12 protein-coding genes and 1 pseudogene are annotated in these 14,189 nt (G+C 46.7%); 3 read left to right on the top strand and 10 right to left on the bottom strand.

Annotated features, from left to right (window positions below):
* Positions 1–584 precede the first annotated feature (584 nt).
* Entirely contained in the window at positions 585–1,460 is an 876-nt protein-coding gene (locus HPT30_RS17055; protein ID WP_175372552.1) for an amidohydrolase family protein, read from the bottom strand.
* A 1-nt stretch (position 1,461) separates the two neighbouring features.
* Positions 1,462–4,623, bottom strand: coding sequence for a GNAT family N-acetyltransferase (locus HPT30_RS17050; RefSeq protein WP_175372551.1), 3,162 nt, complete (start codon positions 4,621–4,623; stop codon positions 1,462–1,464).
* A gap of 183 nt (positions 4,624–4,806) precedes the next feature.
* Here HPT30_RS17050 and HPT30_RS17045 point away from each other — a divergent pair.
* A pseudogene (locus tag HPT30_RS17045) lies at positions 4,807–5,121 on the top strand (chromate transporter); the annotation flags it as partial.
* Positions 5,122–5,247: 126 nt separating this feature from the next.
* Here the strand turns inward: HPT30_RS17045 and HPT30_RS17040 are convergent.
* The 5 genes from HPT30_RS17040 to HPT30_RS17020 form a co-directional block, all read right to left on the bottom strand.
* The gene (locus HPT30_RS17040; protein ID WP_175372550.1) at positions 5,248–5,799 is read right to left on the bottom strand and encodes a GNAT family N-acetyltransferase; all 552 of its coding nucleotides are present in this window, start codon (positions 5,797–5,799) and stop codon (positions 5,248–5,250) included.
* Between the two features lie 49 nt (positions 5,800–5,848).
* Positions 5,849–6,631 (bottom strand): hypothetical protein, encoded by a 783-nt coding sequence (locus HPT30_RS17035; protein WP_175372549.1) that lies wholly within the window; start codon positions 6,629–6,631, stop codon positions 5,849–5,851.
* A gap of 24 nt (positions 6,632–6,655) precedes the next feature.
* Positions 6,656–7,669: an ABC transporter substrate-binding protein gene (locus HPT30_RS17030; protein WP_175372548.1), complete on the bottom strand. Its 1,014-nt coding sequence runs from the start codon at positions 7,667–7,669 to the stop codon at positions 6,656–6,658.
* 128 nt (positions 7,670–7,797) lie between these two features.
* A complete protein-coding gene (locus HPT30_RS17025) occupies positions 7,798–9,438 on the bottom strand; it encodes a helix-turn-helix domain-containing protein (protein ID WP_175372547.1) in 1,641 nt (546 codons plus the stop codon).
* A gap of 413 nt (positions 9,439–9,851) precedes the next feature.
* Complete coding sequence (locus HPT30_RS17020; RefSeq protein ID WP_175372546.1) at positions 9,852–10,022, bottom strand: hypothetical protein; 171 nt, start codon at positions 10,020–10,022, stop codon at positions 9,852–9,854.
* Positions 10,023–10,189: 167 nt separating this feature from the next.
* Between HPT30_RS17020 and HPT30_RS17015 the strand changes: the two genes are divergently transcribed.
* Positions 10,190–11,143, top strand: a complete 954-nt coding sequence (locus HPT30_RS17015) for an SDR family oxidoreductase (RefSeq protein ID WP_376767045.1) — start codon at positions 10,190–10,192, stop codon at positions 11,141–11,143.
* A gap of 184 nt (positions 11,144–11,327) precedes the next feature.
* Here the strand turns inward: HPT30_RS17015 and HPT30_RS17010 are convergent, their stop codons facing one another.
* Together HPT30_RS17010 and HPT30_RS17005 are read right to left on the bottom strand one after the other, a co-directional pair.
* Positions 11,328–11,894, bottom strand: coding sequence for a flavin reductase family protein (locus HPT30_RS17010; RefSeq protein WP_175372544.1), 567 nt, complete (start codon positions 11,892–11,894; stop codon positions 11,328–11,330).
* Positions 11,895–12,509: a DUF1349 domain-containing protein gene (locus HPT30_RS17005; protein ID WP_175372597.1), complete on the bottom strand. Its 615-nt coding sequence runs from the start codon at positions 12,507–12,509 to the stop codon at positions 11,895–11,897.
* Positions 12,510–12,703: 194 nt separating this feature from the next.
* Between HPT30_RS17005 and HPT30_RS17000 the strand changes: the two genes are divergently transcribed.
* Positions 12,704–13,291 (top strand): sugar O-acetyltransferase, encoded by a 588-nt coding sequence (locus HPT30_RS17000; RefSeq protein WP_175372543.1) that lies wholly within the window; start codon positions 12,704–12,706, stop codon positions 13,289–13,291.
* Positions 13,292–13,386: 95 nt separating this feature from the next.
* Here HPT30_RS17000 and HPT30_RS16995 read toward each other — a convergent pair whose 3' ends face one another.
* The gene (locus tag HPT30_RS16995; protein ID WP_175372542.1) at positions 13,387–14,127 is read right to left on the bottom strand and encodes an SDR family oxidoreductase; all 741 of its coding nucleotides are present in this window, start codon (positions 14,125–14,127) and stop codon (positions 13,387–13,389) included.
* Positions 14,128–14,189: the final 62 nt, after the last annotated feature.

Below are 14,189 nucleotides of genomic sequence, written 5' to 3'. Positions count from 1 at the left end.
CAAAATAAGAACACTACTTCGTGTCGTTCCGCCGCTCCCAACCTCATGGATGATCTCTCTCACTGATAATGCTACCCTGTGTGCATCAATCAATCGGATAATCGCCTATAGGCTTGCCTTTTATCCACATTTATACCTTTCACACTTTACTTATCAGGAATATCTTATAAGGCGTTCCTTATCAGTGAAGGAAAGGGGGATAAAACCATGAACTTTCGCAAACAAGCTAAAATATTACAAGGGAAAACCGTGCAGGTAACAACTACCGGGGGCACTTATACTGGGACCCTCTCATCGGTTGGCACAGATTTTCTTATTCTAAGTTCCATTATTAGAAGACGTAGAAGAAGACGCATTATACGATTGGCAGAGATTATTCTACTCTCAAGATTATTAGGCTAAAAAACTATGAGATGCAGAAGCATCGCTCAAAGTTTCCTTGTGGGTAATGCGTACTTCTACTTGGATCAAAAAACAAGCCATCCCCTTCAAAATACGGGGATGGCTTGTCTTGCTTTATACCTCAATCGCTTGCGTTAGTTTTTCGTTCTCTTCACCACATTCTAACTATACCTCCGCCGCTCTCACAGCGCCGCGATCCGATCCTTAATACGCGGGAACAATCCAAAAGCGTTCTCGTAGAACACCTTCTCATGATGCTGCTCCGGCACAAGCCGGCGCACGAATTCCGCGTACAGATCAATTGGCGCGAGTGGCCAGTCAGTTCCGAACAACATTTTCTCGTAATGATCGGAATACACCAGCGCCCGGCGGAAATGGTCCATAAACAGCGGTTCATTCATGAACCGTTCAAAATGAGGACGGTCACCAACGACTAAGCCGGATAGATCAGCGTAGACGTTAGGGTTCTTAGCCACTACCTCGGCAGCGTCCATCACCCACGGATCGCCCAGATGGCAGATCATGAAGTTCACGCCACGCTGCTGGAGAGCCAATTCATCTACGGTGAGTGGATGTGAATACTTGAGCAAGCCGTTCATCGAATAGGTATCGCCAGTATGAATCACTACAGGCACATCGTATTTTGCAGCCAGTTCATAGATTGGGGTGTAGATTTTGTCATACACGTAATGGTGATAGTATCCGGCATACAACTTGATACCTGCTACCTCGGGAGCTTGCAGCCGGGCCTCGATCCGATCCAGTTCCTCTGAAGCCTGCTTACCGCCAAGCATGTTCGGATTAATACCCACGCATTCCATTAGGAATGGGGGTACGGTCTCCTCCAAATCGAGGGGCATCGGATTGGGGGAACTGGAATCTGGAAAAGCACCCTTACTCTGCTCTGTTACGCCCATTCCGATGCCCAGAATGACATCGTTCTTGTCAAACTCAGCCTTAAGGCCAGCAGCGCTGTAATCGACTTTGGACAGATCTTTAGCGGTTTGATGAAAGCTGTCGATATCCGACAGGTGAATATGAATGTCAATAATCGGCATGTTAGTTCTCCTTTGTGTCAGTAGGGCTAGTAAAGGTAATCTTCTGAAGATCGCGAACATCCTCCGGTTTTAGATCCATTCCCCCCAAGACCAGGAAGGTCGGCTGTGTCCAGGCGGTTTCTCCATTTCGCAGGGAAAGTTGGTGATTCACGCCTTGACTGAACACTTTATTGTTCACATATACAAAAGCGCCCTGATTGTCAGAATTATTGACTATATGCAGTAAGTCCTTACGAGAAATCGCACCCACGCGCAAGAGCCCCTTGGAATCAAGACCTGCGCCCAGCTTTCCAACAAGGAACTTCCCTTCCCCGGGAAGTTCCAGCCACCCTTCAGAGAAGACTGGCGAAGGCTGGAGGTAATTAGCGTCCGAGAGTGAATAATTCGGCAGAACCATGCCACTTTCATTGGTCACCGAATGTAGTACACAGAGAACAGGGACACCAGGCAGCATTAAGTAATGCTGGTGGATCGTAATCCCCCGATTCACCTCCTGTTTCTCAATCACAGTTGTTAATTGGAGGCCCTTCCAGAGGTTCCCATGACTGTCTGTTCTCTCCACCCATGCCGCACTTCTAGGCTCCTGCTGTAGGCTGAATCCACCCATGCCGGGGATATCTACACCAAGTCCGCCGTACCAGGGATTCCACCAGGAACGTGGGGCCGCTTCCGGATAAGAACTGTCAAGCCACTCTGCGCTCTGGTACTTCAAGGAATGCACGACACTCCCAAAGCCAGGGGCAGCCGCTATGGAGAGAATTCCATTGCTCACCGAATAGATAGGACCCGCTGGTCCTTCTTCCACTTCGCAAACGACAGCTGTTTCCTTCCGAGGGAACCAGAGAGCTGAGCGCGTCTGAACCCGGTCCTCTCCACGATAAACGGCACGGATTTTCCAAAGAGATTCACGATCACTGCTTTCTGTCCCTTCCGCTTCCTCAGGAGAGAATTCAAAGCCAGCAGAGCGCAAATCATGTTCTCTGTTCAACTCAATATCAGCGACTTTCGACTCTGCTTCGCCATCGTTTTGCGCATACAGTTCAAGATTCCCAGCAAGCGGAATCATCTTTCTTTCGATTAGTTCTGCATGAAGCTCCCCGGGCGCGAACAGATTCCCGCCTCCCAGCGCGAGTTCGAGATGATCAGCCAAAACGGGTACAACTGGCTCATACTGCTTCCGGGCAAAAGAACGGAAATCGGACCACTTCTTGAAGGTGTTCAGAGCAAACACAGTTGTCTTTGTCCGAACGGCATCACCTGCAGGAATTCGGCCCAGATCATGTTCCAGCCCAAGCGGGTATTCCGGGCGCAGCAGCTTCAAGGAAGGGTCCCAGTAGATTCCGCTAGCTCCGTTCTCTTCCTCGCTGAACAGCCAGTTCTCCGTAATCTGCGCACTGTCCCAATGACTTGGATCACTGGAGTAAGCATCGCCCATATCTACATACTGCCCCTGGTAAGGCAGGATGAGTCTTTTGCCGAAGAAACCGAAGTTGGTCTGCAGATATAGGTTCTCTTCCAGCTCTTGACTGGTGGTGTTGCAGATCTCGTGATGAAATTCAGCGATACCGCTGGCAAACAGCTTGGCTACCGACTTTATTTCAAGGCCAGGGAAAGCTTCCGATTCGTATAGCGTTTCAAGAATTTGACCCTCACCTTCGGGGTAGATCTTCACTTCTTTGGCCTGCTTCTTGGAGAATTCGTCGGCAAACGGCTTACCCAGCTTCGGATAGGGCCACCAAAAGCTATGATGAGAGCCCGGATATTCGATCCAAATGTTATTATCGGTTTTGCTCTGATGCAGGGAGAATGCACCATTAACGGCGACCCACTGATCCCCATTCTCTCCACCGAAACGACCGTGTGTGCCCTTTATCAAGAGGGACAGCTTGCTTGTGAAGGTTACCGACTGACTACCCACCGGACTAGCCGTCACTTCAACCTCTTGTGAGTACAGTCCGTATGACCGTAAGGTGAAGGCTACCGGAATTGCTGCTTTACCCTTAGCTGGAACCGAGAAGCGCACGTTACGCTCGGCCCATTCGATGCACTCAGCTTCCGGCAACTCCAAAGCAAACTCCGCTTCTGAGGCAAAATTGTTCTCTACATTCAGATACAGCTCACTCGGAATACCCGGGAACAAAGCCTTAGCTGGCAGCGCAATCTTCATCTTGAGCGGAAATTTCGGAGCAATACCGATACGGAATTCGGCCCGCTTGCCCCCAATTAACCACTCGCTTCTGACGACCGGATGGGTTTTCTTGTCATTCTGTTCCTCCCGAACCGGATCAAGTCCGAATTCTCCGTCTACGATGACCGATTCTCCAGGAGCAATGGTATGTGCAACATCCAGCGCAAATCGGATATTCTTATCATCCTGGCCCTTGATCTCAATGTTCAGCTCAGAAGCCGAACAGTTCTTGATACGATAGCGAACGTTGTAGGTGGAACCGAATACAAGATCATGATCGTCGATTTCGGTGGAGATTGTATAATCCGGTGTATCGAGAGCGGTTAAGCCTCGACCGGTCTTTTCAAATTCAGCTCGTAGAGTGAGTTCTCCCTTACCCCAAGTGTACTCCATAAAATCGAAGCCTCGTTCCCGGCGGCCATCCGGCTCAACGACAAGCTCGCGGGTACTGTCCCCATACCAGTCCAGCTCTTCAAAATAAGGAGCAAGCGCTTCCGTCTGCAAAATGGTCGGGATAAAGTTCATCAAATGAACGTAATCATCATTTTTTTCCCAAAAGAAACCGCATTTCTTGTACATCGGCACTGCCTTTGTGTTGCCAGCCCAAGTGAAAAGATCCAGCCGCGGCCAACCCGCTTCCACCGTCTTGCGAACCGCATTCAAAATCAGATTGCGGCCGACTTTATAACCGTGGTAATCGGGCCGTACATTGAGCAGTGGTACATACAGCGCCCCTTCGTCGTGGCGGTAGTGGGCAAAGCTGCAGAAGCCGACAACCTCCTTGCCGTCAACAGCAAGAAATGCATGAAGATTGGACGAAGTCTCCATCTCCCGGCGCACCGTGTCCTCCGTTCGTTGGTTAGTACCGCCTCCCCAGCTTTCGTTACTGAGATTCCACATCTCAGCAAGCGCCCCTGCGTAAGAAGGATCATATTCGATAATTTGGATTTGCTTCGCGGCAGTATTGATTGTCATGCTCTCATCTCCTTATTCTTACCTTAAGTATGTAAGCGTAGAAAAAACATTTTCAACTTAATCATACCATTAACTGGAATAGCATGACGAGGGCAAAACTCTTATAAAAAAAACACTACCAGCACTCGGCCGCAGGAGCAAGGAGCAGCCAGATATCCGTTTATTGGATCGAAGTAGGCAAAAGGCATCCCTGGAGCCATAATCGCCACACTGGCTATCTTTTTACCGGCATTTTTACTGATTGTCGGGGCCCTGCCATTCTGGAATTCCTTTCGTAAAAGCGCTCATGTCCAGGGGGCACCGATAGGTATTAACTCAGCGGTGGTCGGAATCTTGTTAGCCGCCCTGTACGATCCGTTGTGGACAACAGCGATTATGGAACCCACTGATTTTGTATTAGCATCAATCCTGTTTATCTTGCTCGTTTTCTGGAAATTGCCACCGTGGATTGTTGTCGTTTGCGGGGCAACTGGTGGCTACTTTTTGGGTATGGTTTGAATGCTACAAGCGGGAGCGCGAACAATGGGAACGTGGCTCCCCTCCTAATGAAATGCGAAAAGGTGATACCGGATTGGAACCACCTTTTTCATATGTATAGCTGTATGTACGTTTTAGCCCGCTAACTCATTTTACAAAATCACTAACCTGACACAACCACACCATGTGCGCAGAACCAGGTCCCCAGTAGTCGATCGCTACCTTGTAGGGCTCTCCAAATTTCCGTTTCCATCTCGACTGCGCGCTTCGGTAGCCACTATCCAGACAAAATTGCTCCATCCCTTGTGACGCCAGATAAGTTATTAATTCCTTAATTAACGCCGAACCCACACCTTGGTCTTGATAGCTTGGCAATACATATAGACTACCCAGTTCGCCCACGTCATCTAGCTGATTATCAGATAATGCGCGAATAACCTCCCCACAGGGGGCAAAGGAAATCGTGCCGACGACCGTTTCATTGATTTTAGCAGCAAGAAAGTAGATATCTGAATGCTCCGCAAGCGATGCCAGAGCCTTCTGTTGTTTCATTTCAATCTCACTGTGCAGATTATCCTGCAAATGCAGTATTCCTTCTTTTTCAAAGGTGTTTGTAATTGAGGATGTAAAAAGTTCAAATGCAGATTGTAAATCAGCTTGCGTAAGCCGAGTTATGGTCAGTTGATTATTCTGTGTCACGTTCTAAGACTCCTCTTCATCTGTTTAATTGCATTCAATCGTGTCGTTATTACTTATTCGCTCTCATGATTGTCCGATCCTTTTCCTTTAACCGCGGACATTCGTAACAGTAGCCAAAGTCGCCATCCAAGCAATAAGCCAGACAACAGGCGGTTTTCATCCTTATTTTGCGATCAGCAATACTAGGGTGCTCAATAAATCTCGGTTTCCTGTTAAACGGATTGCTACTTAGTCCGAACGCGCTAGGATCGATATCTTGTGTTAGCCATTCATAAAAATAAACTATTCGATTTCTTCTATCTTCATCAGAAGCTGCAGCCAACTCTTCTTCCAATTGAGCATATAACGCATTACCGATTTGTCCCCATAATGCAGCAGCATGGATCGGAACCCGCTCGGTCAGTAGCTGAATCACAGGTGTTACCTGTTCCTTGTAAAAAACATGTAGCGTTCTCTTGTACTCTTCTTCAAGGTCCACTGCTGAAACGTCACTAAACCGTGTCTCATTGATTTTAAAGCCAAAAAGAGGATACTGTCCATCTATGTATAATTGCACCGTCAAATTGGACAATGACAAATCCAGAATGACCTCATTTCCTACATATAGCATGTGCTGCATTGCCCCGCATACTCCTGCGAACCAGCTAACAAAAAAAGCTGCCGTAGCAGCTGGTTCTCTAGCTTTGATAAGCGAGCCGTAAGTGTCGATTAGGTGTTGCATAGGTTCGGCTATTAATAAATCGCTCGCAGGGATAGTAAGCACGGTATTCTCAAGCTCATGCAGAGTCAGGGCGAACTTCTCTTCTAACTGTTGAAAATCAACCGTGCCCATTGCATACCCTCCCATGATGAATGTCTATTGTTCAAAAGCATGAATGACATCGTCAATCGCATGATCGTCCGCCAGTGGAGACATGCCCAGACTGAACCACTCCTTGCCTCCCATCATGTGCACCTGATTCTTCTTCACAGCAGTCATGTTCTTCCACAAAGAGCTGCTGAGCATGTCATTATATCTATTGCGTACTTCTTCACTAGAGTCATCATCTAACTGTAAAATGAGATGGTCAGGATTATATTGCGGTATTTTTTCCAATGAAATGGATAGGCTGATCTCGTCCTGAGGATATTCTTTAATCGGTTTTAGACCTAGTGTCTTATGGATGAAGCTGCCCCGGTCACTTTTTTCGCCATAAATAACGATTTCCTTCGCCATAATCATCATGTATAGCACCGTCTCGTCTCCAGCTAGCGTCTGGAGTTTCTCTTTGGCCTGAGCTTCTTTCATCTGCAAATCTTGAATAACCTTGTTCGCTACGTCGGTTTTGCCGAGCACCCCGCCAATATCCCGTAACTCATCACGCCAATCATCGCGCTGCGGCAACAGCACCGTTGGTGCGATCTTGGAGAGCTGATCATAATCTTTATCGGACCACCATGTAGGGGCAATAATCAAATCCGGTGCAGAAGCCAGAATGGCTTCAAAGTTAGGTGCTTGGCCAATGCCCATCTTCAGCGTATCTTTGAACGGTTTTTTTAAATAAGAAGGGAACTCCGGATGATAATTCTGAACTGCAATCGGTGTAACGCCAAGAGCATATAAAAACTCCGGGTAGACAACCGAAAGTCCAATGACCCTTTTCGGATCGGTTGGAATGCTCAGGTCTCCCTTTAAAGTTGAAATTACACGCTGTTCATCGGTAGTTGCTTCGCTCTTTTTTTCAGTATTTCCTGTTGTATTCCCGCCTGTGTTCTGTGCTGTATTTCCAGCGTTTCCGGCATTATCTGCTTTACTCGTTCCGCAAGCCGTAATTAACATGACTAGCAAAACGAAGATTAATCCTGTAATCAAACTACGTTGCTGCTTCATTCTTTGATGACCCTCCTGATATTTTGATGGTTGGACGACAATCTCTAATTAAAATTGATTATCATTATCATATATAAGGAGTATAGAGGAATATTTATTGTCAGAATATTGACGATAGCGACTTTATTTTATGCACGATCCCGCCAAATCTTTAATACTTCATCCAGCAATAGCTCATGGGTGAATGCCGTATACTCAACCCAAGGATAGGATGGCAGGAAGTCTACCTTGTTGCCTCTCACGGCCTTGAGATCATTCCAGAGCGTAGTGTTCATGAGTGTCCGCCAGCTTAATTGCGATTGAGTGTCCTCATCTACGATCAGCAATAAACGGTCTGGATCTATATCTGCCAGCTCATTCGGTGTTATATGTTGGCCCGTCCTCAACAAATCGACTCTCTGCACAGGCACAACCTGCAAATCATCATAGAATACCGTACCTAGGCTTCTTTTGCCCAAAACATTGTAGCGATCACCGGTAATATTCAGAATGAGGAGACGATCCTCCTTAAATACGTTCTTCACTTGCTCCCTTACAAAAAGAGCTCTCCGGTCATATTTCTCCAGCCACATCTCCGCTACCACGGTCTTGTCCAGAAATTCCCCAATCAAGCGCAAGTGCGTGCGCCAATCATTGTCCACCCACGGTAGGAAATAGGCTGGTGCGATTTCTCTCAACAAGTCCTGTTCCTTCGGAGGGACCAGAATGTCGACACCAATAATGAAATCAGGTTTAGCCTGACGGATTTCCTCCCGCTTGATCGACTGATTTGAGCTTAAGGGTAGTAAGGTATCCATCTGGTACTTTCGTCTGTAATAATCCGTCCATGGGTGATCGGCTGGTGCGGCATAAGGATTCATTTGCAACGCAATCAACTGCCCAATGTTCGGAAAATCGTAGGCCACTACTTTTTCCCTGCTGTTCTTCATAAATGTGGCTGGTGGCACACCTGAGATCTGTTTGAATTTTCGCCGGAAATAAATATCATCATGGTAGCCTACATGCCGTGCAATATCCCGCAGGCGATGGTGCCCACCTGATCTCATCAGCTGCTGCGCCTGTTCTATTCGATATACTGCCAAGTAGTCGATTGCGCTGTAGCCATACCTTTTTTTGAATAAACGCATAAAATGACGGGTACTTATTCCCGCCACTTTAGCCAAATGATCGATTGTGAGTTCCTGCTGATAATGCTGTTCAATATAATCTTTAACGAATGACAGCTCCCTCTCTGAATCGTTTCCCTCTATCAATTGTGCATCCTGCAGGATAGTATAAAGCAGTTCTTGAAAAAGAATTTGACCGCGAAACCGTCTCAGGTGATCTTCAGCCTGTATATTTTGGCAAATCTTATCGCACAACGCATGGATAGAAACCGGTGACGTAACGATAACTTCTCCTTTCGCCGGAAACGGGCTATTTCTCGTAATAATCTGCAACGAGTGGCCTGAAGGTCTATCGTCTTCCATAACATCAAATCGGATATGATAGAATCCCCGCTCATCAAGAGTGTTCACTTCCGCTTCTACCAGTTGACCTGGCGTACATATATACACCCTGCCTTCTCGAAGCTCGGTGAACTTTCCATCAATCGTTAGCCAGCCTTGACCAGATGCCGCCACAAGAATCATATGGGATTCAATAAATTGTAGCCGGAGCTCCCAAGGGTTCGCTTGATGCTTAATATGCTCCATCTCCCGAAGCTTGAAGCACAGCCCTTCCAGTGATGCATATTCCTTCTGTCTAAAGTTGTTATCTACATCAACCAAGCCATTCCACCGCCCTTATTCTAGCTAACCACATTTTAGCTCACAATGTTTAGTGTCGCAATTTGCATGTGCCAACATTTATTTCACAAAAATCTTCATCAATCTATTATAGAGAGGGTTAATAATGTAACCTGTCGGGTGACTCTCATTTACGAAAATAATACGTTAAACAAAATATATTAGATATAAATTATATCTAGTTATTTCAAAAAAAGAGAAGGTCACCGCTATCTTAGTCCAATAGATCGGTTAACCTTACTTCTTGTAAAGATTTTTATATTTAGATTTCAATAGCGTGCTTTAAAATCACCAAAAAAATAACCTGATTCGGCACGAGAAGTATCGTAGCTGAATCAGGCTATTTTTTGTGCGATGCAGAGAACTCCTTTTGCTTGAATTACTGCGCCAGGCGCTCAGATCAACGGGTAATTAATTACGATTTGCGGATTAGTGTAATACGGCGGTCTAAGCTCAATGACTGGTGCTCGCCATGAATGGTTCGAAGCATAGTGCATATCCACGTATCCATTGTCATGCGGTATAAGCAAATAATACACCTGCGGGCTAAAATAATAAGGGATCATAGGGCCTCCTGGTATGCTTTTTTGTTACCAGTGTACGTAGGCGCTGCCCAATCTGAGCCAGTACTGTGAAGAATTTAAATAATGGGATGAAATCACCACAAATGCCTATTGCACATAAGATAACGTATGAATTCATTCGGGAGGCAACGATGGACAATAAACAGAAGATGGAGCAATTAGAGCAGTCTCAGCAGTATTTTGTGGATCACTTAAAAACAGAGCCCTACCCTCTGTTCCCCAATTACGGGAGGATCACGAAATATGAAGAGGTTCCGCTCAATATGCCGGAGCAGCGACAGTTTCGTCAGCCAGGTGTGGAGCGACTGATGGTGCCCATGCCGCTGGTGGAGAACCCTAATTATAAAGGTAGCGACAAGCTGTTAGATAAGGTTGCCCTCATCACTGGGGGAGATAGTGGTATGGGGGCAGCAGCGGCCATTGCTTTTGCCAAAGAAGGTGCTGATGTCGCGATTTCCTACTTGGACGAACATGAGGATGCGAAGCGAACACAGACAAGGGTTGAAGAGCTCGGTCGACGCTGCTTGGTGTTACCGGGGGATTTAAGAGATAAGCGGCATTGCGCGGCAATTGTCGAGCAGACGGTGAATTTTTTTGGCAAGCTGGATATTCTGTGCAATCATGTCGGCATTCAGTTTCAACAGAACAGCCTGCTCGACATTACCGATGAACAGTTCGATGACACCTTTAAAGTCAATATTTATTCGCATTTCTATACTACACGAGCTGCGCTGCCACACTTGAAACCTGGCAGTTCAATCATTAATACCTCTTCTGTCGTCGCTTACAACGGGGAAACGCTAATGATTGATTATTCAGCAACCAAAGGGGCAAATGTCGGATTCACACGCGCCCTTGCACACAATGTCGCAAAGCAGGGCATTCGCGTAAACGCTATTGCCCCTGGGCCAGTGTGGACGCCACTTATCGCGGCGAGCTTTACCGCAGACAGAGTGGCCTCATTCGCCGCGTCCAATCCCATGCAGCGTCCTGCGCAGCCGTTCGAGGTCGCTCCAACTTTTGTCTATCTGGCTTCGGATGACTCCCGGTTCGTAACCGGACAGGTGCTGCATGTGGATGGCGGCCAATCGACAAGCTCGTAGCTTGTAAAGAAACTCCAAAATAACGGCCATTTTGTCAGCTGATATTTTATGGCGGGGATATTGCTGGCACGCGGAATCCTGAACCTCTTGCTGGATCAACTGAGTCATGCTCATTATAGAGCGAGTTTATCCTCAGAATGTTAAAAAAGAATGGAGCGGGATAACTTCCGGTCCATTCTTTCGTTTAGTTTTGTAAATAGAACGGATGGTTTTTCTCATCCGCTGTTTGGTTTAATGTTCGATAGCTAGAGCGTCCCATATAAAGTGGGATTTCCAGCTTCGTAAGGTCAGGCAGCCCATTTTCCAAGAAACAATCCTGGTCCTGATAGGTCTGCACGATTTCCCCTGCGATCCATTCATGGTCTCCGTAGGTTGTAATATTCATAGTTTTGCATTCATAGGCAAAGTATGCCTCAGTCAGCACTGGAATATCTGCTTTGAGACCTTCCTCATAAGCGATATTGAACTTATCGAACTTGTCCATATCCCGTCCACTGAATGTGGCAACAGCCTGGATCATCTCTGAGCATCTCGCCGGCATAAAATGTACACCAAAGACGCCACTCTGTTCGATCAGCTGATACGTATAGGTCTCCTTGCGAATGGAGATTCCATAGATTCCTGGCGATGATCCTATGTACGTATGCCACCCGGAGGCCATAATGTTCTGCTGCCCGTTGTAACGTGAGGTGACGATCGCCACCATGCCAGGATAAGAATACCAACGTGCTTCACTTATCGGTAATCTCATTTAGTGTCCACTCTCCAGGGGAGGATCGACATGAAGGTCTTGATCCGGTGTTGTGAAGTCCCAACGAGTGAACGTGACCTCAAAGCCCGCACGGGTTGGCGAACAGGTGTAAGGACCGGCCTGATTCCCGGATTCGTATGGAAAACGGGCTACACGAATCGTACGCCATCCGTGGTTCTCCGTCCGTGCCCGAATAATTACAGCATCCTTCATAATCGAAGCGCGCAATGTGACCTCTTCCCCAGCCCACTCTGGTACAGCAGCGAGCGACCAGTCGGAATAGCCATCGGTTACCACTGCGGATAGCTGGGGAACGCCATCATTGAATTCGATTCCCGCTTTTATCCAGTGCTCCGGGCCATGGTACAACAGTATGCCTGCCTGATCATATAGCTCCGTAAAGGAGCCGAGTTGAAACGACACCTCTACCGCGGTATTGTTATCCCACTCCTCCAGCAAAGCCGCCCCATCTTCAAATTCAAAGCCATATAAAGTCTTTTTCCAGAAGTCCTTTCCCTTCTCAGGTACAACCTTCAGGAATTCCCCTTCTCTCCGGGCAGACTGTGGTGCATTGAGCCACGTCCCTGCATCCCAATCCATTCTTTTCGTTGTCATCATTGAGATCTCCTTGTCTCTTATTATTTTACTTGCGAGTATTATCAAATGCAGTTATCATAGTAACGAACCTTTTTAAACTATTTTTAATAAGTATTATAATAATAGAAATATAATAAGAGTGCCCTTTAAAGTCAAGATTAAATTAGGGCATTATCTAAAAATCAGAGCATTCTTTGGATCAGGAGGATCTTATGAACGAAAAGGAAAAAGCAAAAAACGGGTTATTGTACGACGCGAACTATGATGCTGCATTGATGGAGGAACGCACATGGGCTAAGGATCTCTGTCATGATTACAATCATTTACGTCCTTCGAACATGACTGAACGTAAAGCGCTCATTGAGAAGTTGATGGGTAAAACCAGCAAGAGCTTTCATATTGAACAGCCATTCGTGTGTGATTACGGGTACAACATTGAGATTGGTGAGAATTTCTATGTTAACCATAACTGCGTTATTTTGGATGCAGCCAAAGTAACGTTTGGAGATAACGTGTTTATTGCTCCGAACTGCGGCTTCTATACCGCCGGGCATCCACTGGATGTTGAGCAGCGTAACCAAGGATTAGAGTATGCCTACCCGATTACCGTGGGTAACAACGTGTGGTTTGGCGGCAATGTCGTGGTCTTGCCGGGTGTAACCATCGGTGATAACACTGTCATTGGAGCGGGCAGTGTAGTCAACCGGGATATCCCATCAGGGGTGATTGCTGCAGGAAATCCTTGTCGGGTCATCCGGTCCATCACTGAAGAAGACAAGAAGAAGTATTGGAAAGAGTAATTAAGGCAAATAGTTTTAAAAGAACAAAAAAACGATCACCCTCTCATGCCGAACATGAAGAGGGTGATCGTTTTGTATGCACAGATACAAATAAATTATGGCTGTGCAGTGGGTCTGATTACGATCTCATTGACTCCAGTATCCTCGGGTTCATCGATGGCATAAGCAATCGCTCTGGCGATACTGTAGGGCGAAATAGCCAAATTCGAAATATGCGATGCCATGGCTTGAACCTCTGGACTATTCACTGTATGGAGCAGTTCCGTTTCCGTCATTCCCGGAGCAATGATTGTGGTACGGATATGGGAAGATGGAGATTCCTCTTGACGCAATCCCTCTGTAATGGCTCGGACCGCAAACTTGGTGGCACTATAAACTGATGAAGTGGGACTGATCTCATAGCCCGCAACGGATGAAATGTTGATAATATGCCCGGCTTGCTGCTCTCTCATGACCGGGAGGACTGCTGCGATGCCGTACAGCACACCTTTAATATTCACATCGATCATCTGATCCCATTCAGAGGTTCTCAGTTCATTAAGCCGGGAAACCGGCATCACCCCGGCATTATTCACCAATACATCAATCCGGCCATATTGTTCCAAGGCGAACTGTGCCAGCTTCTGCATATCCTCGGTGGAGACAACATCTGCTTTGAGATAAACAGCTTCCCCACCTGCACCTTTAATTTCTTGCACAATGTCCTGCAGACGCTCTTCTCTTCTGGCAGCCAGAACCACCTTTGCTCCTTTTTCAGCCAACAACCGGGCAGTGGCTTCTCCGATACCGCTAGAAGCTCCTGTGATGATAACTACTTTGCCTTTTGTATTTTCCATTGGTGATCTCTCCTCATATTGAACGAATGTATTTTATTGAATACTTGTTGATTAATTAACGG

The organism is Paenibacillus agri, from assembly GCF_013359945.1.
Classification (GTDB): domain Bacteria; phylum Bacillota; class Bacilli; order Paenibacillales; family Paenibacillaceae; genus Paenibacillus_AQ; species Paenibacillus_AQ agri.
This window is presented reverse-complemented; position numbering and strand designations above follow the sequence as displayed.

What these genes read in the sequence shown, in the direction of transcription:
- HPT30_RS17005 (WP_175372597.1), bottom strand. Translation starts at nt 12,509, where the DNA reads ATGACAACGAAAAGAATGGATTGGGATGCAGGGACGTGGCTCAATGCA.
- HPT30_RS17020 (WP_175372546.1), bottom strand. Translation starts at nt 10,022, where the DNA reads ATGATCCCTTATTATTTTAGCCCGCAGGTGTATTATTTGCTTATACCG.
- HPT30_RS17035 (WP_175372549.1), bottom strand. Translation starts at nt 6,631, where the DNA reads ATGGGCACGGTTGATTTTCAACAGTTAGAAGAGAAGTTCGCCCTGACT.
- HPT30_RS17030 (WP_175372548.1), bottom strand. Translation starts at nt 7,669, where the DNA reads ATGAAGCAGCAACGTAGTTTGATTACAGGATTAATCTTCGTTTTGCTA.
- HPT30_RS17000 (WP_175372543.1), top strand. Translation starts at nt 12,704, where the DNA reads ATGAACGAAAAGGAAAAAGCAAAAAACGGGTTATTGTACGACGCGAAC.
- HPT30_RS17010 (WP_175372544.1), bottom strand. Translation starts at nt 11,894, where the DNA reads ATGAGATTACCGATAAGTGAAGCACGTTGGTATTCTTATCCTGGCATG.
- HPT30_RS16995 (WP_175372542.1), bottom strand. Translation starts at nt 14,127, where the DNA reads ATGGAAAATACAAAAGGCAAAGTAGTTATCATCACAGGAGCTTCTAGC.
- HPT30_RS17015 (WP_376767045.1), top strand. Translation starts at nt 10,190, where the DNA reads ATGGAGCAATTAGAGCAGTCTCAGCAGTATTTTGTGGATCACTTAAAA.
- HPT30_RS17050 (WP_175372551.1), bottom strand. Translation starts at nt 4,623, where the DNA reads ATGACAATCAATACTGCCGCGAAGCAAATCCAAATTATCGAATATGAT.
- HPT30_RS17055 (WP_175372552.1), bottom strand. Translation starts at nt 1,460, where the DNA reads ATGCCGATTATTGACATTCATATTCACCTGTCGGATATCGACAGCTTT.